At 71.2% G+C, this 26,109-nt stretch carries 22 protein-coding genes and 1 pseudogene; 11 read left to right on the forward strand and 12 right to left on the reverse strand.

Going from position 1 to position 26,109, the window contains the following annotated elements; genetic code table 11:
• Nucleotides 1-77 precede the first annotated feature (77 nt).
• Both ABZ783_RS17720 and ABZ783_RS17725 read right to left on the reverse strand, forming a co-directional pair.
• On the reverse strand, nucleotides 78-563 hold the full coding sequence (locus ABZ783_RS17720; RefSeq protein WP_357439124.1) for a hypothetical protein: 486 nt from the start codon (nucleotides 561-563) through the stop codon (nucleotides 78-80).
• A 405-nt stretch (nucleotides 564-968) separates the two neighbouring features.
• Nucleotides 969-1,922: a LysR family transcriptional regulator gene (locus ABZ783_RS17725; RefSeq protein WP_357439127.1), complete on the reverse strand. Its 954-nt coding sequence runs from the start codon at nucleotides 1,920-1,922 to the stop codon at nucleotides 969-971.
• Nucleotides 1,923-2,002: 80 nt separating this feature from the next.
• Between ABZ783_RS17725 and ABZ783_RS17730 the strand changes: the two genes are divergently transcribed.
• The 3 genes from ABZ783_RS17730 to ABZ783_RS17740 are packed head-to-tail and all read left to right on the forward strand — an operon-like array spanning nucleotide 2,003 to nucleotide 3,748.
• Nucleotides 2,003-2,854, forward strand: coding sequence for an NAD(P)-binding domain-containing protein (locus ABZ783_RS17730; RefSeq protein WP_357439129.1), 852 nt, complete (start codon nucleotides 2,003-2,005; stop codon nucleotides 2,852-2,854).
• Nucleotides 2,851-3,258: a RidA family protein gene (locus ABZ783_RS17735; protein ID WP_357439131.1), complete on the forward strand. Its 408-nt coding sequence runs from the start codon at nucleotides 2,851-2,853 to the stop codon at nucleotides 3,256-3,258. The genes ABZ783_RS17730 and ABZ783_RS17735 overlap by 4 nt, the downstream gene beginning before the upstream one ends.
• Nucleotides 3,259-3,313: 55 nt before the next feature.
• Nucleotides 3,314-3,748, forward strand: a complete 435-nt coding sequence (locus ABZ783_RS17740) for a TIGR03668 family PPOX class F420-dependent oxidoreductase (protein WP_357439133.1) — start codon at nucleotides 3,314-3,316, stop codon at nucleotides 3,746-3,748.
• 27 nt (nucleotides 3,749-3,775) lie between these two features.
• Here ABZ783_RS17740 and ABZ783_RS17745 read toward each other — a convergent pair whose 3' ends face one another.
• Together ABZ783_RS17745 and ABZ783_RS17750 are read right to left on the reverse strand one after the other, a co-directional pair.
• Nucleotides 3,776-4,687, reverse strand: coding sequence for a TIGR03619 family F420-dependent LLM class oxidoreductase (locus tag ABZ783_RS17745; RefSeq protein WP_357439135.1), 912 nt, complete (start codon nucleotides 4,685-4,687; stop codon nucleotides 3,776-3,778).
• Nucleotides 4,688-4,771: 84 nt separating this feature from the next.
• A complete protein-coding gene (locus tag ABZ783_RS17750; RefSeq protein ID WP_357439137.1) occupies nucleotides 4,772-5,143 on the reverse strand; it encodes a hypothetical protein in 372 nt (123 codons plus the stop codon).
• A gap of 282 nt (nucleotides 5,144-5,425) precedes the next feature.
• On the opposite strand from ABZ783_RS17750, the gene ABZ783_RS17755 reads away from it, so the two are divergent.
• A complete protein-coding gene (locus ABZ783_RS17755; RefSeq protein ID WP_357439139.1) occupies nucleotides 5,426-5,764 on the forward strand; it encodes a hypothetical protein in 339 nt (112 codons plus the stop codon).
• A 223-nt stretch (nucleotides 5,765-5,987) separates the two neighbouring features.
• Nucleotides 5,988-7,211 carry a hypothetical protein gene (locus tag ABZ783_RS17760; protein ID WP_357439141.1) on the forward strand — a complete coding sequence of 408 codons (1,224 nt, stop codon included), beginning with the start codon at nucleotides 5,988-5,990 and terminating at the stop codon, nucleotides 7,209-7,211.
• Nucleotides 7,212-7,314: 103 nt separating this feature from the next.
• Here ABZ783_RS17760 and ABZ783_RS17765 read toward each other — a convergent pair whose 3' ends face one another.
• Nucleotides 7,315-8,277 carry a LuxR C-terminal-related transcriptional regulator gene (locus ABZ783_RS17765; RefSeq protein ID WP_357439143.1) on the reverse strand — a complete coding sequence of 321 codons (963 nt, stop codon included), beginning with the start codon at nucleotides 8,275-8,277 and terminating at the stop codon, nucleotides 7,315-7,317.
• Between the two features lie 234 nt (nucleotides 8,278-8,511).
• Here ABZ783_RS17765 and ABZ783_RS17770 point away from each other — a divergent pair, with 234 nt between their 5' ends.
• Complete coding sequence (locus ABZ783_RS17770) at nucleotides 8,512-10,080, forward strand: amidohydrolase (protein ID WP_357439145.1); 1,569 nt, start codon at nucleotides 8,512-8,514, stop codon at nucleotides 10,078-10,080.
• A gap of 50 nt (nucleotides 10,081-10,130) precedes the next feature.
• Here the strand turns inward: ABZ783_RS17770 and ABZ783_RS17775 are convergent, their stop codons facing one another.
• Nucleotides 10,131-10,472: a transcriptional regulator gene (locus ABZ783_RS17775; protein ID WP_357439147.1), complete on the reverse strand. Its 342-nt coding sequence runs from the start codon at nucleotides 10,470-10,472 to the stop codon at nucleotides 10,131-10,133.
• 170 nt (nucleotides 10,473-10,642) lie between these two features.
• Complete coding sequence (locus tag ABZ783_RS17780) at nucleotides 10,643-11,350, reverse strand: hypothetical protein (RefSeq protein WP_357439149.1); 708 nt, start codon at nucleotides 11,348-11,350, stop codon at nucleotides 10,643-10,645.
• Nucleotides 11,351-11,513: 163 nt separating this feature from the next.
• Between ABZ783_RS17780 and ABZ783_RS17785 the strand changes: the two genes are divergently transcribed.
• The 3 genes from ABZ783_RS17785 (at nucleotide 11,514) to ABZ783_RS17795 (ending at nucleotide 15,023) form a co-directional block, all read left to right on the forward strand.
• On the forward strand, nucleotides 11,514-12,980 hold the full coding sequence (locus ABZ783_RS17785; protein ID WP_357439152.1) for an alpha/beta hydrolase: 1,467 nt from the start codon (nucleotides 11,514-11,516) through the stop codon (nucleotides 12,978-12,980).
• Nucleotides 12,981-13,089: 109 nt separating this feature from the next.
• Nucleotides 13,090-14,331: a histidine kinase gene (locus ABZ783_RS17790; protein ID WP_357439155.1), complete on the forward strand. Its 1,242-nt coding sequence runs from the start codon at nucleotides 13,090-13,092 to the stop codon at nucleotides 14,329-14,331.
• The gene (locus tag ABZ783_RS17795; RefSeq protein ID WP_357439158.1) at nucleotides 14,328-15,023 is read left to right on the forward strand and encodes a response regulator transcription factor; all 696 of its coding nucleotides are present in this window, start codon (nucleotides 14,328-14,330) and stop codon (nucleotides 15,021-15,023) included. The genes ABZ783_RS17790 and ABZ783_RS17795 overlap by 4 nt, the downstream gene beginning before the upstream one ends.
• A gap of 46 nt (nucleotides 15,024-15,069) precedes the next feature.
• On the opposite strand, the gene ABZ783_RS17800 is transcribed toward ABZ783_RS17795, so the two are convergent.
• The 5 genes and pseudogenes from ABZ783_RS17800 to ABZ783_RS17820 form a co-directional block, all read right to left on the reverse strand.
• Nucleotides 15,070-15,447 (reverse strand): NmrA family NAD(P)-binding protein, encoded by a 378-nt coding sequence (locus tag ABZ783_RS17800; protein WP_357439282.1) that lies wholly within the window; start codon nucleotides 15,445-15,447, stop codon nucleotides 15,070-15,072.
• Nucleotides 15,377-15,655: pseudogene (locus tag ABZ783_RS17805) on the reverse strand (NmrA family NAD(P)-binding protein); the annotation flags it as partial. The gene ABZ783_RS17800 and the pseudogene ABZ783_RS17805, both read right to left, overlap by 71 nt.
• 231 nt (nucleotides 15,656-15,886) lie before the next feature.
• A complete protein-coding gene (locus tag ABZ783_RS17810; protein ID WP_357439161.1) occupies nucleotides 15,887-16,972 on the reverse strand; it encodes a CapA family protein in 1,086 nt (361 codons plus the stop codon).
• Between the two features lie 64 nt (nucleotides 16,973-17,036).
• Complete coding sequence (locus ABZ783_RS17815) at nucleotides 17,037-20,531, reverse strand: beta-N-acetylglucosaminidase domain-containing protein (RefSeq protein ID WP_357439164.1); 3,495 nt, start codon at nucleotides 20,529-20,531, stop codon at nucleotides 17,037-17,039.
• Between the two features lie 257 nt (nucleotides 20,532-20,788).
• Nucleotides 20,789-21,505 (reverse strand): TetR/AcrR family transcriptional regulator C-terminal domain-containing protein, encoded by a 717-nt coding sequence (locus ABZ783_RS17820; protein ID WP_357439167.1) that lies wholly within the window; start codon nucleotides 21,503-21,505, stop codon nucleotides 20,789-20,791.
• Between the two features lie 110 nt (nucleotides 21,506-21,615).
• Here ABZ783_RS17820 and ABZ783_RS17825 point away from each other — a divergent pair, with 110 nt between their 5' ends.
• Nucleotides 21,616-22,599 carry an NAD(P)-dependent alcohol dehydrogenase gene (locus ABZ783_RS17825; protein WP_357439170.1) on the forward strand — a complete coding sequence of 328 codons (984 nt, stop codon included), beginning with the start codon at nucleotides 21,616-21,618 and terminating at the stop codon, nucleotides 22,597-22,599.
• 375 nt (nucleotides 22,600-22,974) lie between these two features.
• On the forward strand, nucleotides 22,975-25,992 hold the full coding sequence (locus ABZ783_RS17830) for a M36 family metallopeptidase (RefSeq protein WP_357439172.1): 3,018 nt from the start codon (nucleotides 22,975-22,977) through the stop codon (nucleotides 25,990-25,992).
• The last annotated feature ends 117 nt before the right edge of the window (nucleotides 25,993-26,109 follow it).

The following is a 26,109-nucleotide window of genomic DNA, read 5'->3' on the forward strand; positions in this document are numbered from 1 at the left end:
GCAGGACGGAGCGCGATGCCGGGTGGACCGGCGGGCACTCGCGAGATCGACCGCGGGTCGTGGCGCGCGCCGTGCCCTCACCGTCCGGTCCGATGCTGGGGCACCAGCCGGGAGAGTGGCCGCGCCGCCCGTCCGTCCGTACCGCGCAACGCCACGTCGACAAAGGCGCCCACGCCGACCTGCGCGGCGTCCGACAGGCAGGCGACCACCAGCAGCCGGTGCATGACGTGCCGGGGCTCATCCGGCACGGCCGGATCCAGCGGGTGGTGGCGACCGGGCAGGAGTGCGGCCAGCAGCTGCCCGTCCACCTCCGGGAACCAGGTGCCGACGCGGTCGGCCTGCAACGCCACCAGCGGCCACAGGTCACCCGCACCCGGGGCGAACTCCTCGGCCAGCAGCTCGGCGGTGCCCGTGAGGGCCCGGCGCACCCAGGTTCCGGGCAGCCGGGTCAGCCGGTCGGCCGCCGCGGCGAAGGCCTCGCGATCCATCCGGTTGACCGCGTGGACGCCAGCCACGACGGCGTTCCACAGCTCCTGCTCCGCCGGGGTTGGCGGCTTCCACATCACCCTCTCCTCTCACATACCGGACCGGCAGGGCGAGGTGAGGGAGATTCTCGGCGCCCCGTCGCTGTCGCCACCGCCTCCGCCCCTTGCTGAGGTGGCCGGCACGGGCCCGTAGGAGGGCGAGACCCGTGCCGGCCGCGGTGATCACCCAAAATCACCGTCTGTCGCCGCTGCGGGCCGGAGGGGTTCCGGCCCGCAGCGGCGGTGGTCGTACCGCGCCGGGCGGCACACCTGCCGCCGCAGAACCGCCCGGCTGGTACCACCCCGTGCCGGTGCCGCCGATCGGCTCTGCCCGCGTGCCTGCACCGGGCTTCCGGGGCAGGTTCCGCTGGGTCGAGTATATGACACTTGAAGAAGTTACGGGCATTTTGCGAATATAAGCCGGAAGGTTGCATTCTGCCTGAGTTATCCCCCTGCGGGCTGGTGATCATCGGGTTGACCCGCCGGCATCCGGCCGCCAGCCAGCTCCAGCCCGGCCGCCGCTGTGTCGAGGTGGTCGAGGAACCGGCGCACCGCCGGCGGACGACTACGCCCGGCGACGGTGGCGGCGAACACCCGCCGGACGGAGACGTCGTCGGGATGCAGCCGGAGCAGTGCCAGGTCGGGCGGGGCGGCCCGGACCGCCAGGGCAGGGATCAGCGCGACGCCCAGTCCGGCCGCGACGCAGCCCAGCTTGCCGGTCCAGTCGGCGGCGACGATGTCGATCCGCGGCCGGAAGTCGGCCGGCAGGGTGGCGCGGAGCAGCGTCTTCTCGGCGTCCGCCGAACCGGCGATGAACGCGTCGTCGGCGAGCTCGCGCAGCCGCACGGTGCGCCGGTGGGCGAGCCGGTGCGTGCGGGGCACCGCCACCAGCAGCACCTCGTCGACCAGATGGTGCAGGTCGAACCGCTCGTCGTCGAGGGGCTGATCGGCGGGGGCGCTCAGCACGGCCACGTCGGCGTCGCCGGCGAGCAGGCCCGCCAACAGGCCCGGCGTCAGCCCCTCGACCAGGGAGAGCGCGACCCCCGGATGGGCGGACCGAAACGACGCCAGGGCGCGCGGCACGAGCGCGGCGACGGCCGTGGGGAACGCCCCGACCCGCAGCCGGCCGGCGGTCAGGTCGCGCAGCGCGGCGAGGTCACGGCGGGCGGCGGCCAGCCGGTCGAGCACCGCCTCGGCGTGACCGAGCAGGCAGCGGCCCTGCTCGGTCAGGGCGACACCGCGCGGCAGCCGGTCGAACAGGGTGGCTCCGGTCTCGGCTTCCAGGGCGGCGATCTGCCGGGACACCGCCGACTGGGTGTAGCGCAGAGTCCGGGCCGCAGCCGTGATGGACCCGTGCTCGACGACGGTACGGAAGACCTCAAGCGCATGCGGCTGCATTCCGCCATGTTCTCTCAGCATGGCTGGCATGTTCAACATTCGCTGGTGGCATGGCCGGCCGCCGCCTAACGTTCCGGATCATGGAAGCCATCGCACTGCTGGGCGCGGGCACGATGGGCAGCGCGCTCGGTCGCCGGCTGCTCGTCGCCGGGCACCAGCTCACCGTCTGGAACCGCACCCCCGGCCGGACGCGGCCACTGGTCGAGGCCGGCGCGCGGGCCGCCGCCAGCCCGGCCGAGGCCGTCCGGGACGCCGACGTGGTGATCACCATGCTCACGGACGCGACCGCCGTGCGGGAGTCGCTGTTCGGCGCCGACGCGGCAACCCGCGCCCTACGTCCCGGGACCCACCTCGTGGAGATGTCCACGATCGGCCCGTACGCCCTTCGTGAGCTGGCCGGACAGCTGCCGCCCGGCGTACGCCTCGTGGACGCGCCGGTCGCCGGCAGCGCCGCAGCCGCAGAGGCCGGCCGGCTCGTGGTCCTGGCCGGCGGCGCCGAGGCGGCCGTCGACCGCGTCGCTCCGGTGCTGGCGGCCCTCGGCACGGTCCGCCGGTGCGGTGGCCCCGGCCGGGGCGCGGCCATGAAGCTGGTGCTCAACACCGCCCTGGTCACCGCGGTCGCGTCGGTGGCCGACGCCCTGGCCGTCGCCGATGCTGTCGGCGTGGACCGCCGTACGGCGTGCGAAGCGCTCGCCGGTGGACCGCTCGGCGGCGCGGTCGCCCGGGTGACCACCACCGAGGCCGCGTTCGCCATCGCGCTGGCCGCCAAGGACGCCCGGCTCGCCCTCGACGCGCTCGGCGACGCGTCGGCGCCGGTCCTGCGGGCCGCCGCATCGGTGCTGGCGGCCGCGCCCCGGCCGGACGCCGACATCGCCACCCTCACCGACGTCCACCGCGTGGCCGTCACCCACCCCGACAAGGAGCAATCGTGACCGTGATCCTGGACAACCCCGCGACCGTGCCCGCGCCGTACGGCGACCGCTTCGCCCACGTCGCCCGCTTCGACCTGCCGGGTGGTGCACTGCTCGTGCTCTCCGGTCAGGTCGGCGTGGACGACGCCGGCGCCGTGGTGGCGCCCGGCGACGTACGCGCCCAGAGCGAACGGATCTTCGAGCTGATCGGCGGTCTGCTGGCCGCGCACGGCGCCACGTTCGCCGACGTCATGCATGTCCGCACGTTCATGACCGACCTCGACGACCTGGCCGGCTACGGGGCGGTCCGCAGCCGGTACTTCGCGGGCGCCCAGCCGGCCAGCACCACGGTGGAGGTGAACCGGTTGTTCCTGGACGGCGCGGTGCTGGAGGTCGAGGTGACCGCCGCGGTGACCAGGAGCTGACCGGGTCACGGCTGATGGGCCCCTCCCCCGGGCCGGGCTCGGCTATGGTCGGGCTGTGCCCGCCCACGACCTGCGGCAGCGGGTCGCCTCGGCCCGGGTCGCCCGGCTGGCCACCGTCGGCGCCGACGGCCGCCCGCACCTGGTGCCGGTGTGCTTCGTCCTGCTCGGCGACGCGGTCTACCACGCGGTGGACCGCAAACCCAAGCGCCACCGCCGGCTACGGCGCCTGGAGAACATCCAGGCGACCGGGCGGGCCTGCCTGCTCGTCGACGAGTACGCCGAGGACTGGTCGACGCTGTGGTGGGTACGCCTGGACGGGCACGGCCGGGTGGTGGTGGACCCGGCGGAGGAGGACGCCGCCCGCGCGGCGTTGTGCGACAAGTATCCGCAGTACGTGGCCCGGCCGCCGGACGGGCCGGTGGTCGCGGTCACGGTGACCCGGTGGTCGGCGTGGTCGGCCGCCGAGGGAACAGCGGACCCGGCGGCGTGAACCGAGCCGGGACGTCTCCGGGCCGGCTCACCGACCGGGGGCGAGGGCGTCGAGCACCTCGTCGGCGCGGCGCAACGACGCGTACGGGTCCGCCCGTGGTGAGCCGATCTCCGGGTCGAAGTTGAGGTCGACGAACAGTTCGGTGATGCCGGCCGCAGCGAGTGCACCCAGATCCGACCGGATCTGGTCGAGCGTGCCGGTGAGCGGCTCACGGTCGGGCGGGCTGGCCGCGCGTACCCGAACGGCACCTCGGCAGACGAAGCGCAGCGCCTCCGGGTCCCGGCCCGCGCCGGCCGCGGCGGCCTTCACCGTCGCGACCGCCTCGCCGATGCCCTTCAGGTCGGCCTGGCTGCCACTGACCCAGCCGTCGGCGAGCCGCCCCGCCCGGTCCAGCGCGGCGGGCGCGTGCCCGCCGAGCAGGATCGGCGGGTGCGGTCGCTGCACCGGCTTCGGCTGCATCCGCGTCGGCGGGACCTGGTAGAACGCGCCGTCGTGCGCCGCGACCTCGTCCTGCCAGAGGGTACGGAGCACGGTGAGGAACTCCTCGGCCCGCCGGCCCCGTTGGTGCCGGCTCGCGCCGGTGGCCTGATATTCCTCGTCCGCCCAGCCGAGACCGAGTCCGACGTCGAGTCGCCCCCCGGCGAGGATGTCGAGGGTCGCGGCCTGCTTGGCCAGCACCACCGGTGACAGAAACGGCATGTTGAGCACCGCCACGCCGAGCCGGATCCGCCCGGTGTGGGCGGCGAGGAAAGCCAGCGTCGTCAGCGGATCCTGGACGCTGTGATAGGACTCGCTCCAGGCGAGGTCGGCGGGTACCAGCAGGCGCTGGAATGTCCAAAGCGAGTGGTAGCCGAGCTGTTCGGCCCGGCGGGCAACGTGGATCATGTGCTCCGGCGTGGCCCACGACCCGGACACGGGCACGGCGAATCCAATCTCCACCCCGGCACCGTACCCAGATCCGCCGCAGTGCGGCTTGACAACGGTCCGGACGACGACCAGATGGCCGGGGTGCGGGCCCGGGACCTAACTTTCGGCATAGACGAGGTCCATGGTGTCGGTGCGCCCGGACCAGCGGAGTTCGAGGTGCCAGCAGCCGGCCCGCGGCACGTCGATGATCGACGGGCCGGGACCGCCGCTGACCTCGTGGGTCACCCGGGTGTCGGTGCCGTCCAGCGTCGCCGTGATCACCAGGGTGTCCGGCGATGTCGTGTCGGACGGTGCCGGGGCGGGCCGGGCGACCCAGAGGATCTTGTTGTTGTGCCCGTCAGCCGGGTGCTGCGACAGCGGGTAACCGAAGAGCACCCCGAGAATCTCGCCCTTCACGCCGAAGACATGCGGCGGTCCCGAACCGCCGCCGCTGAACCCCTCGTCCGCCCAGTCGGGCAGGGGTCCCATCTCGATCGGCGAAGGGCAACCGGCGGCCGCGCGCGGCGAGACCGTGCTGGCCGGCGCGGCCGACCGCCCCGTGGTGGTACACCCCGCCAGCAGGAGCACCGATCCCAGCACCACCCTGCTCCATGAGCCCATCGCACACCCCCGGACGATCCCGCCTGCCGATGGCCTGAGTCCCTCAGCCACTACAAGGACACCGGCAGGGGCACGCGGGTTCCGGCGAACGGTGCCTATAGCTACTCCGCTGGCCGTTGGCTGCCGCCAGGGGATCTGCGACCATGAACCATGGCTTCCCGATGGCGAAGCGGGGCCGATCTGCTGGCCGGCGCCGCGGCGTTGATCGCGGTGCTCATGCTCGGCCTCTACCTGGGAGTGATGCGCCAGCAGGGCGACCAGCCCCTCGCCTGGGTGGTCACCGCGCTGGCGCTGGCCGCGGTCCTCGCCGGCTACGGGGCGTTCTACGCAGCGCCCCGGCGGGGCTGGGCGCTGGCGGCGTCGGGGGTGCTGCTGGGGGCGTTGGGGCTGCTCGCCATCCTGTCGATCGGTCTGCCCATTCTCATCGCGGGCGGGCTGGCCCTGGTCGCCGCCGTCCGGAGCGTTCGGCGTCGCTCTCCCGCCCGCTGATTCCCTATCGGAGATCGGCTGTCATGGCTTCGCCTGCCTCGACCGTGTGGATGGGCTGGGTGCGTCCACGCTTCGTGCTCTACCGCCAGTGCGTCTGATCTCGGTCATGGCGACTTCCCGCCACCGTCGAACCCTGTCGCTTCGTCGAGCCGGAGCCGATGCTGGCTGGACCGGAACCGTCCGCGATGCGGACGGTGGTTGGACGACAACCCACGGAGCGTACATGAGGAAGAACGCCCTTTGGCTGGTCACCGCAGTCTCCAGTATGGCCCTCATCGTGGGGCCCGGACTGCCGGCCGCCGCAGCGGATCCAGCCCTCGCGACGACCGCGTCGCAGACCTACACCTACGACCTCGCCACCGGCACCACAAGCGACCCGGTGGCCCAGGCGAAGATCGACAAGATCGCCGCACAACTACCTGCGGACTGGCGTGCCCGGCTGGCGGCCGTGCGGGCCGAGTCCGGCATCGAGCCGTCCGGCTTGCAGAACGCCATCGCCGCAGCCATCGACCCCGACGACTACGTGTGTAGCGACACCGCGTTCAGCGCCTGGGTGGACGAAATCGTCGGCGGCATCGATTTCGGCACCCTGTTCGTCCTGCTCATCTTCGGGGTCCTCGACTATCCGACCTACGACGCGGTGCTGTACGGCTCGTCGGCGAACCAGGCCGACTACGGCCTGCCCGCGCAGTACCAGAACTCGATGTCGGTGGCCTTCCGCGCCGCGAAGAAGTTCTGGGACGTGCCGCTCGACGATGTCGACTTCCTCGCAATGCAGAACGACATGCTGCAGGATCCGGAGCGGGTCGCCCGAATGGTCACGCTCTTCTGGGGCCTGAGCCCTGAGGACGCCCTCAGCATCGCCGAGCAGCTCATCGGGATCATCGACTCCGCTCCCGGCCTCGCCGGCGGAGACAGCCCGCTCTTCACCCTCAACGCCTTCGCGTTCAGCGCCGTGGACGAGACCGAGCCGCCCTTCGCCAACCTGCCCGACAAGATGGTCTTCGGCGAGGGCATGTTCACTGCGCTTGAGGTGTTGGGCATCAGCGACGCCGGCCCGCGTGCGGTGCTCGGCCACGAGATGGCCCACCACGTCCAGTACGAAGCCGGCCTGTTCGACAGCCCGCTCACCGGTCCGGAGGCCACGCGTCGCACCGAGCTGATGGCCGACGCGTTCGGCACCTACTTCGTCACCCACGCGCGCGGTCTGGCCCTGAACACCCGCCGGGTCCTGGAGGCGGAGCGGGCCTTCTACGAGGTCGGAGACTGCTCGTTCACCTCGGGCGGCCACCATGGCACCCCGAACCAGCGGCTCAGGGCCTCAACCTGGGGTGCGGACCTCGCCAGTGCCGCACAGAAGCAGGGTCACATCCTGCCTACGCTCACCATCGATCTGAAGTTCGAGGAGCAGTTGCCGGTGTTCGTCGCGCCGGACGCGAACGAGTGAGACTGCGCTCCTGAGCAGGCGGGCCGTCCGCTACGGGCGGCCCGCCGTGCCCCCGCGCCGCCGATGCTGTTCAGCTTCGCCGCCTTGCGATCGCGGCTCCCGTTCAGAGCCAGCCTCGTCGCGCTGCCTGCACACCCAGCTGAAACCGGCTGCGGGCGCCGAGTGACTTCTGCAGGGCGGCGATCCTCCTGGTGACGGTACGCTCGCTCACGCCCAGCTCCCGCGCGATCGACTCGTCGGTGAGGCCCGCACCGAGCAAGGTGAGGAGATGCCGGTTCGACTCGCTGGGCCCAGCATCGAGCGCGCCGTCCGCGGGAATGGCCGAGATCGGCACGCCAAGTGCCCAGAACGACTCGAAGACGCCGATCAGGGCGTCGAGGAAACCGCCGCCGAGTATCACCAGCCCGTGCAGACGCTCGGCACCGGGCATGGGTGCGGTGAGGACCGCCCTTCGGCTGTCGGCGATGGTGAGATTGCAGGGCACGTTCGGGAAGACTCGGGCGGATTCTCCCACCAGGATCGCCTGTTGAACGAGCGCCATCGCCGTGGGCTGCCGAAGGATGTCCGCGCTGTAGACCACGCGGTACGTGACACCCCGACTCATCGCCTCGAAGGACCCCGGTGCCTGCGCCAACTGGGGTGGGTCACTGCCGACGGGTCCGACCGAGAGTGCCATGACCTCGCCGCGCACCTCGCGGTGCAACTTCTCCTGCGCCGCGTACGTGCTGTCCGTGGTGGTGAGCACCTCCAGGTAGACGGGCAGGGGTGACTGCTCCGCCCACAGCCGCCCCAGCACTTCGGAGCTCTCTCGGGCCGCTGCGGCGGTACGCAGGTGCTGTTCTGCGAGGACCTCGAGGGTGAACCGTGGCGGCAGCGGGACGCACCTCTCCCCGGTGAGCTCCACGAGGCCGAGGCCGACCAGCTCGTCGAGCGCGACATCGACAGCAACCACATCGGTCTCGAGCCGTGCGGCGAGCTCCTCGCGGTGTCGAGGACCTCCCTGCACCAGGGCGAGGTAGGCGCGTTCGGCCACTTCAGACAATCCGAGATCACGCAGTGCACCCACCACAGCTGTCTATCACGGATCTTGGGCCGGGCTGTTCAGCCTTTTCGGGCTGCAGCAGGTCCGATTGGTGATACGGGCACGTCCGGCATGCTCGTCATCTTTCGGCGATCCGCACCGGGGTGCACGCGCCGATCGCGGCGCGGACGAACCGCATACCCGGTGGGTGTCCCTGTGGGGCGTAGGTAGAGGATGGCAAAGTGGTGGATCACCGCCCCTCGAGACCGTGAGAGTCACATGAGCATCCGCGTGTATCGCAACGCCGCCATCCACACGGGAGACAGCGGCAACCCCTTGGCCGAGGCCATGGCCGTGGACCGGGGTCGCCTGCTGGCCGTCGGCCGCGAGGCGGAGGTTCGGGCGGCCGCGGGCCACGGTGTGGAGCTGATCGACCTGGAGGGCGCCGCGGTGCTGCCCGGGCTCTACGACGCCCACATCCACACCGCGCAGTACGCGCAGAGCCTGGGCGCCGTGGACCTGCGCGAGGTGCGCTCCCTGGACGACGCCCTCGCCATGGTGGCCGCGCACGCGGCACGGCTGCGGCCGGGAGCCTGGCTGTTCGGCGGACGCTGGAACAGCAACACCTGGGATCCGCCGGCGCAGCCGGACCGGTACGCGCTGGACTCGGTCTGTCCCGAACTGCCGGTCGCGTTGCCCAACGCGGACGGCCACACGGTGTGGGCCAACTCAGCGGCCCTGCGGCTGGCCGGCATCGACGCGAGCACGCCCGACCCGATGGGCGGCGAGATCGTCAGGGACGCGAGCGGAGAGCCGACCGGCATCCTGCGCGAGGCGGCCTCGTACCCGCTGCGCGACCTGATGGTCTCCCCCGACCTGCGCGACCTGCTGCTCGCCGCGCAGGAGGAGCTGCTCGCGCTCGGCCTGACCAGCGTGCACGACATCGACGGCGAGGACTGCCGGGCCGCCTACCTGGCTCTGCGCGACGCCGGCGAGCTGAAGCTACGCGTCCACAAGGCGATCCCGATGGTGCACCTGGAGACGGCCATTGCCGAGGGCCGCCGCACCGGGCAGGGCGACGACTGGTTCCGCACCGGGCCCGTGAAGATCTTCAGCGATGGCGCGCTCGGCTCGCACACCTGCCACATGAGCAGGTCCTTCGCCGGCGAGCAGGGCAACGTGGGCATCGCCGTCACCCCGTACGAGGACCTGGTCAGGCTGTTCGCCAGGGCCACGGGAGCTGGCATCGCGGTGGCCACGCACGCCATCGGTGATCAGGCCAACCGCCTGGTCATCGATGCCTACGAGGCGGTCGGCGGTACGCCGGGGCTGCGGCACCGCATCGAGCACGCGCAGCACCTGCGGCCCGCCGACCTGGCCAGGATGGCCAGGTCGGGCATCGTCGCGTCAATGCAGCCGGTGCACTGCACCAGCGACATCGATCTGGTCGACGCCCTGCTGGCCGGCCACGAGCTGGCCTCCTACGCGTGGCGCGGGATGCTGGACGCCGGCGTCACGCTGGCCTTCGGTTCCGACGCCCCGGTCGAGCATCCCAACCCGTTCGCCGCGCTGTACTCCGCGGTGACCCGTGCCCGCCCCGACGGAACTCCGGCCGGTGGCTGGCAGCCTGAGCAGCGGCTGAGCATGGCCGAGGCCGTCACCGCCCACACCCTGGGCGCGGCCTATGCCGCCGGCGAGGAGGACCGCAAGGGCGTCCTCGCGCCCGGCAAGCTCGCCGACTTCATCGCGGTGGACACCGACCCCTACCGGGAGTCACCGGACGCGGTGCTCCGCACCAAGGTCATGACGACTGTCGTCGGCGGCGAGATCCGCTGGCAGCAAACCTGATGGGCACGGGCGCCGACTGGTGCTGCCCGGCCAGCGGGGCCGCCTGCGCCTCAGCCGGCCTCCGGCTCGTCCGTGGCCGCGCGCAACCGGTGCACCAACTGCTCCAGCGCGGCGACCTCGGCCCGCAGCGCCGCGCGCCCCTGCCGGGTCAGCCGCAGCCAGGTGCACGGGCGACGGGCCTCGTACCCCTCGTTCACCTGGAGCAGCTCGGCCTGCTCCAGGATCCGCAGGTGGCGGTTGAGGTTGCCGTCGGTGAGCCCCAGTTCGTCCCGCAGGGTGGCGAACTTGCACTCCCGGGTCTCGCTCAGCACGGTCAGGATGCCGAGCCGTACCCGCTGATGGACGGTGTCGTCCAGACTCAGCGCGGGATGCGACGGTCGGGGCTCAGTCACGGGTCGCCGGGGCGGACGAGGGGCCGCCGACGGTCCGGCGGGGTGGGCAGCATGCGTAACGAGGCGAAGCTGATCAGTGGCAACGCCATCAGCACAAGGTAGTGCCCGGGGCGCAGGGCCAGCATGCCGCCGAGGTGGTCCGGCCCCGCGCCGAGCAGCAGATCTCCGAGCTACTGTTCCTGCTCGGATTCTGACCGGGCTACTCGGCCGGCGACCCGCCACAGGAACACCGCCAGCAGCAGCATCCACACGATGAACAGGCTGACACCGAAAAGGGAAGAGTTGCCTTCGACGGTCCGGCCGAGGACGCTGAAGATCGCGCCCAGGGCGAACACGCCAGCCGCGACGAGCCCGCCGACGCCGAGCCACTTCGGCAGCAGCCCGGTGCGAAGTGCGCTGAGGGAAACCGTGGCGGTCAGCGCGGTGATGCTCCACACGATCGGGGTGCGTCCTTGTAGCTGGTTGAGTGCCAGCACTGCTGACGGGTCGCCCGCGCCGGCCGCGCCGACGAGGGCGGTCTCGGCGGCCTGGGACACGAACCCGAGCGTGACGAACACCGTGCCGCTGATCGCGATCGCGGTGGCGAGCGTGTCCTGACCAGCCCTACGTACGACCGGCGCCAAGGCCGCGACGAACGCGATCGCCGCCAGCAACGCCGCGCCGACAGCGACCTCGCTGGCCACCAGTGCCGCCCGGTGCGCCACGTTGAACGCGGCGACGGCGGCGGGAGTGTCCCCGTCCGGGCCGAGCCCTTGCAGCAGCCGATGGATCACGTAGAACACGTCGAAGCCGAGCGCCCCGAGGGCTGCCGTACGCAGACCGCGAGTACCGGTGACACCGATAGTCGTGCCGGACGAGGAAGCGAATGCGATGGACATGCCTGCGATGCTGTCCCAATCGGGCGGCCGGGATCGTCCGCCGGCGGGAGACAGTCGCTCGCGCGGCTACTGCGGGCGGAGTAGGCGACAGTAGTACCGGCGAGCGGTGGTTGCCTCCCGGGGGCGGACGATGGCGTGCGTCCGGGTCGCGACGATCGGTGGCATGCCAGAGACGTCGCTGTCCCCACCCGCCGCAAACGCCGTCCTGACCCCCGCGGCAGAGCACCTGCCGTTGCGCCGGGGCCCCCTGCTGGTCACGTCGCTGCTGGCCGTGACGGCCGGCGCCCTGATCTACCTCGCTCCGCTGGCCGCAGTGTGGCGCACCTCGTGGCCGTACGCGCTGCTGTTCGCCGCGCTGGGCACAGCACAGTTGGTCACGGTTGCCCGCGTGCTGGCCCGCCCGGCGTCGCGTCGGGTGGTGTTGGCTGCCGGCGCGGCGCTGGCCGTACTCGTCGTGTGGTTCCTGACCCGCCGCACGCCGGTCCTACCTGGTCCCTCGCCGTGGATACCGGCGGACTCGGTGATCGGGTTCGTCGACTACCTCTGCGCGGGGCTGCAGGTCATCGGCGTTGCGGGATTCGGCATCGGGTGGGTTCTGCGCGCGATGGCCCGCTCCGGCGGCGCCGAGGCGCAGGCTCGGCGCCGGCCGCGGCTGCGCCGGGTGGCGGAGGCGGTCGCCGTCACGCCGGTGACGCTGGTCGTGCTCCTGGCCACGTTCGTGGGGTTCAGCGGAGCCAGCGACGGGTTGGCGGGAGCGGGCTTCCCCGGCGACACCGTGCCGCCGCGCCATTTGCCCGCCGGGAAGCGCAGCACAGTGGAGTATTGCCGAATCGACGGGGTCCCGCTGGCCATGGATATCTACACCCCACCGGCCGGTGCGGCGACGCCCGGCCGGGGCGCCCCGGTGGCGATGTACATCCACGGCGGTGGCCTGGTACTCGGTGACCGGAAACTCTCCGGGCTTGGCGCGTCACTGTCCAACCATCAGGCGGCGCTGTTCACGCCGCTGCGGAAGCGGCTGAACGCCGATGGCTACGTCGTCGCTTCGATCGACTACCGGTTGACCCCCGCCGCCCCGTGGCCCGCCCCGCTCGATGATGCCAAATGCGCGGTCCGGTTCCTCCGGGCCCACGCCGCCGACCTCGGTATCGACGCATCCCGCATCGGTACGTGGGGTGCCAGTGGCGGTGGTTGGCTCTCGTCGATGCTGGGTCTGACCGGCCGGCAGGACGGGACCGGCCCGTACGCCGAGCAGTCCAGCGCGGTCCAGGCCGTGGTGGACATGTTCGGCCCCACCGACCTCAACGACTTCGCCGACGCGCCGCCGTTCATCCGGTTCCTGCTCTGGGCCGGTATCGGTACATCCACGGCTACCCGCCACTCGGCCAGCCCGATCAACCACGTCACTGGCAGTGCGCCGCCGTTCTTGATCCTGCACGGCGCGCAGGACGAGGACATCGCGCCGCGCCAGTCCGTCCGGTTCGCCGAGCGGCTGCGCACCGCCGGTGTGCCGGCAGAGTTCGTCGAGGTCGCCGGCACCGGGCACACCCTGGCCACCCCCGGACAGCGACCGTCGACGCAGGAGCTGACCGACATGGTGGTCGATTTCTTCAGGGCGACGCTGCGATGACGCCCGTCCGGGGTGGGCGGGCGTCACCGCAGCGTGAACAGGGGTTTGCGCTCCTCGTCGGCGGGATGACCCATGGCGGATCGCGCGTGCGGGCGCATACGGTGAGCGCGTGTTGAGGGGCGGGGCGGTGCTGCGGCGGTGGATGGTGGACGCCGGAATCGCGCTCGCGGTGTTGGTCGCCGCCGAGATCGCGATAGCGACCGGCAACGAGGACGGCTCGGTCGACCGGGACTGGTTCGCGTACCTGCTCGGAGTGGCGATGGCGGTACCGCTGCTGCTGCGCCGGCGGTACCCGACCGTCGTGCTGTACGCAGTCTCAGCGGTGCTGTTGCTGTTCTACGCCCTCAACTATCCGGGCTTCCCGCCGGCCCTGGTGCTCGCGGTACCGCTGTACGACGCGGCCCGCGCCGGCCGCCTGTGGTGGGCGGTGCCGGTACCGGTGTCCTTCCTGGCGGTCGGTGCCGTCGTGCTGATCGTGCACCGGGAGATGCCGCCGCTGGAACTGCTCGCCGCGTTCCTGCCGCAGGCCACGACGCTGGCGGTGGCGGTGCTGCTCGCCGCGTTGATGCGCAGCCGGTCCGCGTACACCGCGGAGGTGCGGCACCGGCTGGACCAGGCAGAACGGGAGCGCGAGTTGGAGGCGCGGCGCCTGGTCACCGAGGAACGGCTGCGGATCGCCCGTGACCTGCATGACACGGTGGGGCACGCGATCGCCACCATTACCGTCCAGTCCGCCGCCGCGCTGCGGCTGCTGGACGCAGAGCCGGAGCGGGCTCGGGAGGCGTTGGTGAGCATCCGGGGCACCGGCAAGGCGGCGCTGGCCGAGATGCGGGCCACCCTCGGTCAGCTGCGCTCCGACGGCAGGCCGGGCTCGGCGGGGCCGGACCTGCGGGGGCGCGGGCAAGCGGAGCGGGACACGGGACTGCACCGGCTGCCCGAGTTGCTGGCCGCGGTGCAGGCGGCGGGTTTGCCGGTCGAGGTGAACAGCGAGCTGTCCGGCGAGCGGCTGCCCGCAGCGCTGGACGAGGTGGCGTACCGGATCGTGCAGGAGTCGCTGACCAACGTGCTGCGGCACGCCGGGGCGGCCGCTCGTGCCGAGGTGCTGCTGCGGGCGGTGCCGGACTCGCTGTGGGTAGAGGTACGCGACGACGGGGTGGGCGCCGGTGCCGGCGGGACGCCGTTCGGCGGGCGGGGGTTGACCGGGATGCGGGAACGCGCCGAGGCACTGAGCGGCCGGTTTGAGGCGGGGCCGCGGCCGGGTGGGGGTTTCCAGGTCCGGGCGATACTGCCGCGGAATGCGCCGGAGGGGACGTCGCCGGCCCGGGAGACGCTGGAGGGTGGGGCGCGGTGATCCGGGTGTTGCTCGTCGACGACCAGGCCCTGGTCCGGGCGGGGTTCCGGGCGCTGCTGGAAGGCGTGCCCGATATCGACGTGGTGGGCGAGGCCGGCAACGGCGGTACGGCGGTGGCGCTGGCCCGGGAGCTCCGCCCGGACGTGGTGCTCATGGACATCCGGATGCCCGATGTGGACGGGGTCACCGCGACCCGCCGGATCACCGGCGACGCCCAACTGTCCGGCGTACGGGTGCTGGTGCTGACCACCTTCGCCGAGGAGGACGACGTGTTCGCCGCCCTCCGCTCCGGGGCCAGCGGCTTCCTGGTCAAGGACACCGACCCGGACGATCTGCTGCAGGCGGTACGCGTGGTTGCCCGCGGCGACGCGTTGCTGTCGCCCAGCGTCACCCGAGCGGTGATCAGACGCTCGGTCGGGGCGGATCAGCCGGCCGCCCGGCCGAGGCCGGCGCCGCCGGAGTTGGCCCTGCTCACCGCCCGGGAACGGGAGGTGGTGCAACTCGTCGCCGCTGGCCTGAGCAACGATGACATCGCTTCCCGCCTGGTGGTCAGCACGCTCACTGCCAAGACCCACGTCTCGCGGGCGATGGTCAAGGTCGGCGCGCGGGACCGGGCCCAACTGGTGGTCTTCGCCTACCAGAACGGCCTGGTTACCCCGGACGGATACGACGCTGGGAGTACGCCCCGGTAGCTGGCCGCCGGCAGCTCGCCGGACCAGCGAAGGCCCCTGGGAGTGTTCACCGGACGGATCCGAACGTGTGGTGGGCCCAATCGGCGAAGCTGGTCCAACGAACCTCGGGGTGGGCGGCATGCAGCGTGGCGATGTCGACCTGGTAGCCCGGCCCATTCAAGAATGTCCACATCGCGCGCATGTCCGGATTGCCGACCTCGGCCAGCGGCACCCTCTCGTGGTGCACTTCCCGTCCCAGCGCCGCGCTCAGCGCGGTCGCCATCTGGGCGGGGGTAGGGGCATCGCTGGCCAGCTCGATGCGCCGCCCGACATAGGGGGCGGGGTTGCGAAGTATCTGCGCGGCGAAGACGCCGAGATCGGTGCGGGCAAGCTGCTGCAGCGGCCGATCCGCCGGCAGCGGCAGATCGAGCAGCCCACTGCGAATGCGATCCGCCCCGCCGAGGGCGTTGTCGAAGAAGTACGTCGGCCCCCGCGACCACCTCGACACCCCGGTCGGCCAACCGGCGAGCCGCACCCCGCTTCGGGTCGCGCACCAATGCCCGCACCCGAGCGCCGTGGCCCAACAACGCCTCGGTGACGGCGCTGCCCTGGCCGCCGGTCGCCCCAAGCACCAAGATCGGCGCATCGGCCATCACAGACACCTCTTCTCGGCGAGCAAGCGGCGGCGACCGGTCGTCGCCGCGCGCCACAATATCCGCGCGCCTCGGTCGTCACCCCACCCTTGCGCGCGTTCGGCAGATTGGCTGTCGACCACCACGCGGGCGGCGCTCGGCCTGCTGAGTGCCCGAGCCGGGGCAGCTTGCCAAGGGCCGACCAGGCGTTGTGCCCGCAGGGCGGCCGCCGGAGCAGGCACGGTGACGGTGTCAAGGCCGTTTCGTCGTGAGGCCGGTGCACCTCTTCGCCGTAGCGATCTTGTCCTCGATCCGCTCGCTGGCCGCGCCGGACACGAGCACGGGCTGCCCGGTGTCCGACACCGTCGCTGGCAGGAACTCGGTGCGTGTCACCGTCCGCGCACGCACGGTCAACCGCAGGACTCCGGAGTCGGTGCTGTGCGACTCGCTGTACCAGAGGAAGTTGCCGAGCCCGTAGTGCACGTAGGTCTTACCGAGCCAACCGTCGGCGAGCAGGGTGTGCGCGTGGGTTCCGACCACGATGTCCGCTCCGGCGGCGGCCATCCGGCGGGCGAACGTCTTCATCTCCCCGGTTGGGCAGGAGTTGCCCTCGACGCCCCAGTGCATGAAGACGATCACCAGGTCGGCCTGCTGGCGGGCTGCCTGCAGCGCGGCGGTGGCGCGGGCCTCGTCGAACGCCATCGCGATTCCCGGCCGGGTTTCCGTCGCTTTCCACTGCGCGGCCAGCTCGTGCACCTGCGACATCCCCAGCACCGCGATCCGCACGCCCTTCACGGTGCTCAGCCATGGTGCGTACGCCGCGTCGACATCACGCCCCGCACCGAACACCGGGAAGTCCGCGGCCGCCGCCGCGTCGAGGGTGTCGAGCAGCCCCACCTGGCCGTAGTCGAGGGTGTGGTTGTTGGCAATCGATGCCGCGTCGATCCCCGCCGCGCGAAGCGCCGAGTACGCGGTCTCCGGCGATCGGAATTGATAGCGTTTGGGCTGCGGCGTGCCGCGGTTCGTCACCGCCGTCTCGAGGTTGACCAAGGTGAGGTCGGCGTCGCGTAGCACCGCGGCGATGCGACCGAATGCCGTCTCCGGGTCGTCGAGCAGACGCAGCGTGCGGCCCGTGAAGTGCACGTCGCCCGCGAAAGCCAGCCGCAGCTCGACCGGCGGGGCCACGCCCGGCTCGGTGCCACTCGGCGATGCCGTGGCGTTCGACGTCGTGGCGGCTGGGGGCTTCCACTCGGCTGCCGGGCGGCCTTCGGCGGCACACCCGGCCAATGCTGCCCCGACCGCGACGGCCGCCACCGCCACCCGCACCTTGCTGATCACCCGCTCAGGATAGTGGGGCCGAGGAAGGCCACCGGAGAACAGCTGCGTCTCGGGGCAACCTCCGCTACGGCGCGACCGGGTAGACCTCCATCTCATAGAGCGAATAGCCGTATCCCGTGCCACGCTGAACGCCCTGCATCCGGACGAACTTCGCCGCCGGCGCATCGAAGCGCAGGGTATCTGTCCCGCCGTCGCCCGCGGTCACGGCCGCCGCGGTCGTCCAGGTCGTGCCGTCGGCAGAGGTCTCGATCCGGTACGCCCGGCCGTAGGCCGTCTCCCAGCGCAGAACGACCTTGCCGACCCGCTGCGGCTGCGCGAGTTCCACCTGCAGCCACTCGTTGTCCGTGTGGTTGGACGACCAGCGGGTCGTGCGATCACCGTCGATCCCATGATCGGGGGTGAACTGGGAGAGGTTCTGTTCGGTGGTTGACGCCGAGGCGGTGCCACCGTTCGTGGCCAGCGCAGCGTTGGTGCCACTGGTCTTCGGATAGACGTGGACCGTCAGCACCGCACTGACCGGCTCACCGCTCGCTGGGCGGAAGGTCACCCGAACGTCGTACGTCCCCGTCGGCGTGCCAGCCGGGACGGTGACGGCCACGGGGACGGCCGTGTCCTGGCCACGGAAGATCGTGGTCGGCTGGCTCGCCGGTTGCGCGGAGATTCCCTCCGGTGCGGTGACGGTCAGGGTGCCGGTGAGGTCCGCAATGCGGGCCGGCACCAGGTGTGCTGTCGTCCTCGCGGGCTGCCCGCCCGCCTCGACGTCAACCATCGCCGGGTCGAGGGAGAGATCAGCGACCGGAGCGTCGGCAAACCACGGAATCAGCTCGTTGATCCGCGGTGCGGCGGAGGCGTCCTGCCAGGCGAGCCGGATCGCGTCGGTCTTCACGCCTGCCGCGTCGAGCTGGGTGTAGCCGCCGGACAGGACGCCGATGGTGGTCCAGGTGCCGTCGGCGGAGCGGACCTGGACCGCAGCTGTCGCCGCGGTGCCGGACTGGAGGACCACCACCTGGTCGACGGGACGGGCCGGCGAGATGCTGACCTGGAGGAACTCGCCGGGCTGCGGTGCCCGGTCCGCGACATACGGGGTACCGACGTCACCATCGACGGCCTTCGCCAGGCTGGATCCGGTGGCTGGCGGCGGAGTGCCGGTCGCCGTCAGCTTGGTGCCGCCAACCACGGCGACCTGGAACTCCCGGACCACCACCCAGGTGCTCTGTGCCGCCGTCGCGCGCATCCGGGCGTACCTCGCCTTGGTCCCTGGGGGGACGCTGGCGTGAATCTCGGGCTGGTCGGTGTAGGTGCCGATGGCGGTCCAGGTGGATCCGTCGGTGGAGAACTCCAGCGTGCCCTGGCGGATGTAGTCCGTCGGGCTGGTGGGCTTACTCATGTAAAGGTCGATCGTGCTGATCTGCTGAACCGACCCGAGGTCGACTCCCACGTAGGCGCCGGAGTCCGCGGCCCGGTCGCTCCAGTAGAACGTGGTGAGGTCCCCGTCGACCATGTTGGCCGGCGAGTTGGCCTGCCACTGCCCCATCGAGGTCGTGCCCCTCGCCCTTCCGCCGGTCGTCCCGAGCCAGCGGTCACTTGCTGACGTGGCCCGTTCGAGGAACGAAGGCATCACTCCCGGCGCAACGCTCTGGCTGATCGCATCGGCCTGGGCCCGCGCCGTGTTGAGCGCTTGACGCTCGGCCCACGCCGCGTTGCCGTCGCCCGCCCGCTGTGCCAGCAGCATCCGCACGGCGTGCTGGCCCGCCTGACCGTAGCGGCCGAGCTTGTCCAGCCACGGCTTGACCTCGTCCAGGAACGCCTGGTTTCGCAGCCCGGTACGGAGCGCGGCCGGGCTGCTCGCCATCCGGCCGAAGTAGTCCTCGAGCCCGGCTGCCGCGCTCTTGAGCCCTTCGCCGCGCTCATAGGCCGACCAGAACGCGTCGATCATCGGTTTGAGGGTCGGCGACTCGACCGGATCGATGTTGGAGGAGTAGTTGTTCTCGGCGAAGACCTTCAGCGCCGGCCATGCCGGACCACCGATGTCCTGCAGCGCCGCCTCCCACGCCCGCGCCGCGTCGTACGCCTCGGGGTTCCAGAGGAAGGCACCGGACGTGAACTCCGCGATCTTCGACGCCTCGGCCTGAACCATCGGGTTGGCCGTCACACCGACGAGATGCTGCCCGATGCCGGGCTCGCGCCCGACGTACGGACCGAGCAGCAGCCGGTTGGTCACGTAGTCGTTGACCGGGTAGTTGTCCCACACCAGGATGTCGTGGTCGAAGACCTCGCGCGCGCTCTTGGCCTGGACGGTGGTGATGACCGGAGCCACCACCCCGACACCGGTCCACTCGACGATCACCGCCGGGTCGAGCTGGGTGCGGAGGGCGGTCTTGTAGGGCGAGTCGCTGACGTCGTAGTACTCCGTCGGCACCATCTGCAGCCGCTCGGCGCCGGGGTGGGTGGCGATGAACTCGTGCTGCACCCGGTTGAGAAGGAACGCCTGTGCCGCGCCCGCCGCGCCGCCGCCCGTGCCGAACTTGGCCGCATCCTCGGCGCAGTTCCATGTCGTGTAGCTGATGTCGTCCAACGGAATTGCGAACGAACGTACTCCGATGTTCCACAGCGACTGGAACTTGTCCACCAGTGCTCGCTTGTCGCGGTCAGAGCTGTAACAAACGGACAGACCCGGCGAGAGCGCGTAGGTGAACTCGACGTGGTTGCTCGTCGCCGTCGCCACGAGTTCCTGAATCGGGCCGAGCTTGTCCGGCGGGTACGCCTGGCGCCACTGTTCCCGCAGGTAGGGGTCGTCCTTGGGCGAGTAGACGTAGATGTTCTGCTTGGTACGGCCGTAGAACTCCAGCTGGCTCAGCCGGTCCTGCTGCGACCACGGCTGCCCGTAGAAACCCTCGATCACCCCGCGCAGCGGCATGGCCGGCCAGTCTCGGATGGCAACGGCAGGAAACACGTCCCGGCCGGAGTGCGGCACGAGGAGCTGGCGCAGGGTCTGCGCGGCGTAGAACGTACCGGTCGGGTCGACTCCGTCCAGGACCACCCTCGCGTTACCGTCGCTACCCTTGCCGATGCCCAGGACATAGCCGTCGCGGGGCAGGCCGGTGGCGTCGGCGGCGATGCCGATCTCCTGGAGGGCCTCGTCGGAGGCGGAGTTCTCGCTCGGCCCGCCGATGTAGAGGATGATCCCGGCGTCCGGTGCCGGATCCTTGTCGGACACGATCCTCACCTTCGTGACACCCGCCTCGGTCAGCACTCGGTTGACCACGGCGACCGCCGACGGATCGGTCTTCGCACCCGTCACGAGTGCAGCGTTGGGCGTGACCGGAACCAGGTTCTTCTTGTCCTCGACGGACTGGGGCGGCGGCCAGATCGCCGGCAGTGGGACTGCTGCTGCGGCTGCCGGAGCCGCAGTTGCGAGAGAGATGGGCAATGTGGTCGCCACCGCGACGCTCGCAGCGGCGACGAGCGCGCCGAGCTGTGCGGGCATTCCCCTCCGTCGCGCGCCCATCCGGGCTTTCACGGCGGGCCGTCCCGATAGGAGCGTTCGTCTGCTAGGCATGTGTCTCCTTTCGAAGACGGCACGCCAGCCTCCGCGCTGACGATCGTTAGTGCGCGACTCTCCGGCTATCTGCGCACATTCCCACAAGGTCCAGGATGTGTCAAGAGGCGCTCACTGTGCGTGGCAGCCTCACGTGGGGCCGCCCGCGCAGTCGCACCGCGTCGAGGCCTGGGAACGCTACCCTTTGTGGACTCTTCGAAGCCGGCGAATGGGTTCCTAGACTTTCGCCGGATCGCTACGCACCCAGCCTGGCCGTCTCACCGGGGTCGGCGCGACGACGTCCAGCCTTGCTGGTGCAGCCGTTCGATGCCGTCCAGCAGCAGGTCCAGCGCGAACTCGAACTCGAACTGGTCGTCGCAGCCCTGCCCTACGACCGAGGCGTTGTCGTGAGACGCCGCTGTGGCGATCTCCGCGAGGTGCGGGAACCGGGCCGCGGCCTCCGGTGGTAGCGCCGCCGGCGGGTCCGGGTTGGCCGCGCCGGACCGGCCGGCGCGCCGGGAGGCGTCGAACAACTCCTGGCTGAAGCCCAGAATCCGGCTGCCCATCGCGTGCATCACGTGGTGGGCGAGGTCGGCGGAGAACCCGCCGGCCCGGAACGCCCCGACCATCGAGTCGAGGTAGGCGAGGATGGCCGGCGTCGCCATGTTCCGCGATTCGATCGCGAGCGGCGCCCAGGGGTGGCGCTGCAGCACCTGCCGTGCCGAGAGGATGCGCCGGCGGACCATGTGCTTCCAGTCGGCGCCGGGCATCAGCGGGTCGATCTCGCCGACGACCACGTCGATCATGCCGTCGAGCAGCTCGTCTTTGTTGGCCACGTGCTTGTAGAGAGCCATCGGCACGACGCCCAGATCCTGGGCGAGGTTGCGCATGCTGAGGGACTCGATCCCGGTCTCGTCGGCGAGCGCGACGGCGGCGCGCAGGACCCGGTCCCTGCTCAGCGGCGTCCGGCGCAGCGTTTCAGCCTGCTCAACCATCTCGGTCCTCGTCTTCCGGCGACGGTTGAACCATAACCGCCTTGACAGGTGTACGGCGTACACCTAATCTGCTGCTATGAGGTGTACGCCGTACACCTGAGGGAGGGGAAATGAGAGCGATCGTCCAGGACCGATACGGCCCGCCGGAGACCCTCACGCTCGCGGACGTCGACGCGCCGGTGCCCGCCGCCCACGAGGTGCTCGTACGGGTCGAGGCCGCCGCGCTCAACGCGTACGACTGGCATGCCATGCGTGGCGATCCATGGATGGCACGGTTGGCCATGGGCCGATCAAGGCCCCGAGCACGCATCCGTGGCCGCGACTTCGCCGGCCGGGTCGAGGCCGTTGGCACCCACGTTCGACAGGTGCGTCCCGGCGACACCGTCTTCGGCGACCTCGGCGAAGCCAACGGCGCGTTCGCCGAGTACGTATGCGTGCCCGAGAACCTCGTCGCGCCGAAGCCGGCGAACCTGACGCCGCAGCAGGCGGCCGCCCTGCCGCTGGCCGGTATCACCGCGCTCATGGGACTGCGCGACGTCGCGCAGGTCGAGCCCGGCCACCGCGTCCTCATCAACGGCGCCTCCGGCGGCGTCGGCACCCTGGCCGTCCAACTGGCCAAGCTGCTCGGCGCGACTGTGACCGGGGTGTGCAGCACCCGCAACGTCGACCTGGTCCGCTCCCTCGGCGCCGACCACGTCGTCGACTACACCCGAGACGACTTCACCCACGACGCACGCCGCTACGATGCCGTGTTCGACCTGGTCGGCAACCGCACCCTCACCGCGCTACGGCGGGCGCTGGTCCCAACCGGGACGCTGGTGCTCTCCGGCGGTGGCGTGTACCGCGGCGGCAGTCTCATCGGACCGGTCTGGCTCATCACACGCGGACGACTGCTGGCACCCTTCGTTCGACACCGCATCGTCACACTCACCACGGCACCCAGCTGGCAACACCTCGACACACTCCGCGCCCACGCCGAGGCCGGCCGCCTCACCCCGGTCATCGACCGGACCTATCCGCTCCACGAGGTGCCCCAAGCCATCCGGTACCTCGAAGGTGAACACGCGCGAGCGAAAGTCGTCATCACCATCTGACCTGCCAACCACCACCCCGACCAGGCCCCAGAGCCCGGAAGTCGCATGACGACCCAACGCCCCTCTTGATCGAGTCATGCTCTTGTTGGTCGGCGCGCGTCGACAACCACACCCATCGCGCGGACATCCCCTCCGCACCCCGTTGTTGCGGCCCAGGCGTCCCCGTCGATGTCCTGTACGACAGACAGCCGGCACCGGCACGGGCGCAGGCAGGTACCGACCCGCAGAGGAGTCTCGATGGGTATTCGTCGACCGTTCGCGGTCGGGGCGGCATTCGCCCTGGTTCTCACACTCAGCCCATCTGTCGCTTCTGCCGTCGTCGATGTCGGCTCTGCAGGTATCGACAGGCTTGACATAAGACGCGGTTCGCAGTCCGTGCGGCCCACCGACGTCCAGCTGGCCGCGGTGCGCGACCTGGTCGCCGCGTCGGGCGCCGGTACCCGGGTCAGTTGGGACGGGCGGTTCGGCACGCCTCGGACGATCCGCAAGGATGGCGGCTGGCTCACCGGGCCCAGGTCGGGTGATCCCGCCTCGGTGGCCCGGTCGTTCATCGACGCCAACCGTGACGCGTTCGGCCTCACAGCGACGGACGTCGCGTCGCTCACTGTCGTACGCGACCACGAACTCGTCGGTACCGGCACGCACGTGGTGAACTTCGCACAGACGTACGCGGGCCTGCCGGCGGTGCGCGGTGGCCGCCTCGGCGTGGCGGTGACCAGCGACGGCAAGGTTCTCTCCTACGCCGGCAATTCCGCCCGGAGCGGCGCGCTGCTGGCCACGCACAAGCTCTCCGCGGCCAAGGTGCTGGAGGGCGTGGCCGGCAAGCTCGCCCCCGGGGTGTCCTTCACGGCTGTGCCGGTCGGCGACCGCGCCGGCTACCAGGTGTTCGCCAAGGGACCGTTCGCCGGCGAGTCCTACGTACAGAAGGCGGCGTTCCCGACCCGGGACGGCGCCCGGCCCGCCTACCGGGTGCTGTTCATCAAGGCCCTCGACCAGGCGTGGGACACCGTCGTCGACGCGGCGACCGGGGAAACGCTGTACCAGGCGTCCCTGGTGGCGCACGACGCCGAAGGCACCGTATACGAGAACTACCCGGGAGCCCCGGCCGGCGGCGCCCCGGTGCGCAAATCGTTCGGGCCGACCGCCCAGTCTCCCTCGGGTTACGTCGACCCGACCGGGCTGGCGGGCCTGGCGGGCCCGACGACGCTCGGCAACAACGCCAACACCTACGCCAACTACTCGAACTTCCTGGTCCCCGCCGACCAGGGGCCGCGGCCGGTGAGCCTCACCGGGCAGTTCAACTACCCGTACACCGCGAACTGGGCCCGCAGCAAGGGCCAGTCCGTGCCGCCTGCCTACGTCCAGGACCTCGATCCGGCGGCGACCAACCTGTTCTGGCACCACAACCGCATCCACGACGAGCTTCGGGCGCTGGGCTTCACCGAGTCCGCCGGCAATTTCCAGGTCAACAACGGCGGCAACGGCGGGCAGGGTGGCGACCCCGTGCTGGGGCTGGTCCACGCCGGGGCGGCCACCGGCGGCGCCCCCACCTACACCGGCCGCGACAACGCCTACATGCTCACCCTCCCCGACGGCATCCCCGCCTGGAGCGGCATGTTCCTGTGGGAGCCGGTCAACGACACCTTCGAAGGGCCGTACTCCGACGGCAACTTCGACGCCTCCGTCATCGAGCACGAGTACGCGCACGGGCTGTCCAACCGGTACGTCAGCGGCGAGGACAACGCCCTCAACACCCACCAGTCCGGCTCGATGGGCGAGGGCTGGGGCGACTGGTATGCCCTGAACTACCTCTACGGCAACCAGCTCGCCACCACCGCCGTGGTCGGCCAGCACGCCACCGGCAACACCGAACGCGGCATCCGCAACTGGAGCTACGACCAGAACCCCACCGGATACGGCGACGTCGGATACGACCTCGGCGGCCCCGAGGTCCACTCGGACGGGGAGATCTGGACCACCATCCTGTGGGACATGCGCAAGGCACTCGTCGCCCGGTACGGGGAGGCCACCGGTGGTGAGATCGCTGCGCGGCTGATCACCGACGCGATGCCGCTGTCCCCGGCCGACCCGTCGTTCATCGACATGCGCGACGCCATCCGCACCGCCTTGGACAACCGCTACCACAGCCGCTCCGACTACGCCGCCCTCGTGGACGTCGTCTACGGCGCCTTCGCCAAGCGCGGCCTGGGCCTACATGCCGTCAGCGACGGCGGCGACGACACCGACCCCACCCCCTCCTACGAGCACCCGAACCCGGCCCGCAACGGCACCCTGACCGGCGCCGTCGTCAACGCGGCCACCGGCAAGCCCATCCCCGGTGCCCGCATCATGCTCGGCATGTTCGAAGCCAGGGTCACGGCGCTGCGGACGTCGTCAACGGACGGCGGGTTCTCCGCGCCGGTGGCCGCCGGCACCTACCCGGTGACGATCGCGGCCGAGGGCTTCGGCGCCCGGACCTTCCCGAGCATCAAGGTCACCGCCGGCAAGACCTCGGCGTTGCGGTTTGCCCTGGCACCCAACCTGGCCTCCGCCGCCAACGGCGCCACCATCGTGTCCACCACCACGACCGGCGCCGCCCGCCTTATCGACGACACCGAGGCCAGCACCTGGAAGACCACCCCGGGAACCGGGAACGCTGTGATCAAACTGGCCGCCCCGGCCCAGATCTCGTCGATCCAGGTCAGCGCCTTCGCCACCGCCCGATTCGAGGGACTGCGCGGGTTCACCCTGCAGGCCTCCAGCGACGGGACGAACTGGCAGACCGCCCTGACCAAGGCGGACGCCTTCACCTACCAGGCGCCTCGGCCGACCGCGCCCGACCTGCACTACAAGCAGTTCACCCTGCCGAAGCCGGTACAGGCGCAGTACGTGCGGTTCTGGGCCGACACCGCGCTCGGCGAGACCAAGACGGACGTGCAGACCGCCGAGCTGCAGGTCTTCTCCCCCACCGCCACCGGAGTCGAGCCACTGCCACCGTCACCGCCGGACGCTCCGGTGACCGACACCGGCGTCATCGCCACCGGAAACCCGTCCACCGGGACAGCCGACGACGCCACCGGCATCACCGCCACGGCGTTCAAGACGACCTGTGCGGTGCCGGCGGCACCGGCGCAGGGCGCCGACGGCTGGGTCACCGCGTTGCCGGACAGCTTCGGCGACGGCGCCCACGAGGCGCACGTGCAAAGCGAAAGCATTGCCCCGTACGACTTCGACCTGTACTTCTACGACGAGTCATGCACCCTGCTCGGCGCTGCGGCCTCCTCGGCCGCGGACGAGTCCGGCACGATCCCCAGCGGAACCCGCTACATCCTCACCCAGCTGTGGCTGGGCGCCGCGGTCCCGTTCACCCTCACCGCGACCGACACCAAGTGACCTGACCACACCTTTCTCCGAACCCGAGGCGGGGTGGTGTGCGCCGGCAGCCCGGCCACACCACCCCGCAGCCGCCAGCGGTTAGCCAGGGTCGGCGGCGAAGGCATCTATCCGGTC

This window comes from Micromonospora sp. NPDC047738, assembly GCF_040642675.1.
GTDB lineage: Bacteria > Actinomycetota > Actinomycetes > Mycobacteriales > Micromonosporaceae > Micromonospora.